Consider the following 1,840-nt stretch of genomic DNA (forward strand, 5'->3'; position numbering starts at 1 on the left):
TCAGGTCCTGGTTGCCCGAGGCAATCTCGTAAGAAGCCGTGTTGATGCTGTCGGTGGCGCTGCGCACCTGACCCACCGTCTGGATCAGCGAGGTCTTCATCGCCCCCAGCGCATTGAGCAGATCGCCCAGCTCGTCCTTGCGGTTCGTCTGAACCTCCACATCGAGGTTGCCCTCAGCCACCTCGCGCGCCACATGGGCCGCATGCACCAGTGCTTCGGCCACCCGGCGCAACATCACCCAGGCCACCGCCACCACGGCGGCGGCAGCCACCAGCGACAGCAGCGTGAGCAGCCAGTTCATCCGACTCGACGCATCATTGGCCGCAGTGGCCGCGGCCATGGAGACGTCCTTCATCTGCTGCTTCACCGCAGCCAAGGACTTGGCCAGCTGGGCATACGCCTCATCCGCGCCCTGCATCGCCGCCACGCCGGTGTTCGGGTCCACCGTGCCCAGGTCAATGGCCGAATCCGAACGTTTGAGGAACTCGCCAATCTGGACCGTGGCGGTCTGCAACTCCGGGCGCACGGGGCCGTCGGCCGGTGCTTTCTCCGCCAGCGCGCCCAGCTCGCGCTGGATGCCTTGCGATTGTTCGGCCATGGTCTTGCGAAATGCGGTGGTCTTGGCCTCTTCCACCGAGCCGATGATGGTCATCAGCCGGTACACCTCCACATGCATGCGGCCCACCTTGTCCTGCACATCGGAGAGCGACTGGAACTGCTCCAGCTCCTGGGTGAACCGGGCACTGGTGGCCACGGAAGACTGGCCCGAAAAGTACGTGTTCAGCTGCCCGGTGGCCAGCACGACGGCCGCCGTGATCACCGGCGCGAGGATCAGCTTGTGGCTCAGTTTCATGTCGGCTCCAGGGCAGTGGGGATGGTCAACGGCGAGCAGTTACTTGTAGATGCCGCCACAGACCACGGCGTCTTCCAGCTTCTCGCAGTACATGGCCTTGGGCTCGATCTTCTTGTTCGTGGGGTTGGTGAACTTGTAGTCCTGCCAGAACGTGCCCTTGCTCTGCGCCAGCTCAACGCGCTCCTTCACGAACAGCTTGCCGTCGATGTCCTTGAGCTCGATGAGGTTCTTGCCGATCATCTTTTCGTTGGCGCCGTGGGCACGCACCGTGCCGTCCAGCCCGTAGACCACCAGGTAGAGATCGTCCTTCTTGAACTGGCTTTCCTTGCTGCTGATTTCGGCATGGCCCTTGTCTTTGCCGTTGGTCTTCATGAAGGCCACACCCTTCTTGACCATGGCGGTGGCGTCTTCGGCGGTGGCGTCAGCCTGAGCGCTGAACGAAGTGGCGAGCAAGGTGGCGGCCACGCAGGCGCCGAGTGTGTTGCGGATGTGTTTCATGGGGTGGTCCTGACGGTTGAGAGGGTTGGCAAAAAAGGGCGTTGGCCGCATCAGTGGTTTCAACGCCGAGGGGGCTCAGAAACTTTCCCAGTCGCCTTCTTCGCCGGCCGCCACGGTCTGGCGAACAGCGGGCGCAGGACGGGCAACGGGTGCCGGTGCGGGCGAGCGTTTGGCAGCCTCGATGGGCGCCGCCACGGACGCGGCCTCGGGCACAGCAGCCTTGGGGCTGGTCGACTTGGCACCAGCGGGTTTGAGGCTGGTCGGCTTGTGCGCCACCGGCTTGAAGGTGCTGGCCGGCTGAGAGACCGCCATCACCGCCGGAGCGCTGCGGGCCTGCGCGGCATCGATGCGGAAGACCTTGACGACCTCGGTGAGGCGGCTGGCCTGGCCTTTCAAGCTTTCGGCGGCCGCGGCACTCTCTTCGACCAGCGCGGCGTTCTGCTGCGTCATCTGATCGAGCTGCGTCACCGCCACATTGACCTGGCCAAT

2 protein-coding genes and 1 pseudogene are annotated in these 1,840 nt (G+C 64.3%); all 3 read right to left on the reverse strand.

Annotated elements, in window-relative coordinates:
- On the reverse strand, nt 1–853 hold an 853-nt coding region (locus ASE11_RS11470; protein WP_156406326.1), incomplete at its 3' end, for a HAMP domain-containing protein.
- Nucleotides 854–892: 39 nt separating this feature from the next.
- Entirely contained in the window at nt 893–1,351 is a 459-nt protein-coding gene (locus ASE11_RS11475) for a cache domain-containing protein (RefSeq protein ID WP_056270979.1), read from the reverse strand.
- A 75-nt stretch (nt 1,352–1,426) separates the two neighbouring features.
- A pseudogene (locus ASE11_RS27000) lies at nt 1,427–1,840 on the reverse strand (methyl-accepting chemotaxis protein); the annotation flags it as partial.

The sequence above is a fragment of the Hydrogenophaga sp. Root209 genome, from assembly GCF_001428625.1.
Lineage (GTDB): Bacteria > Pseudomonadota > Gammaproteobacteria > Burkholderiales > Burkholderiaceae_C > Hydrogenophaga.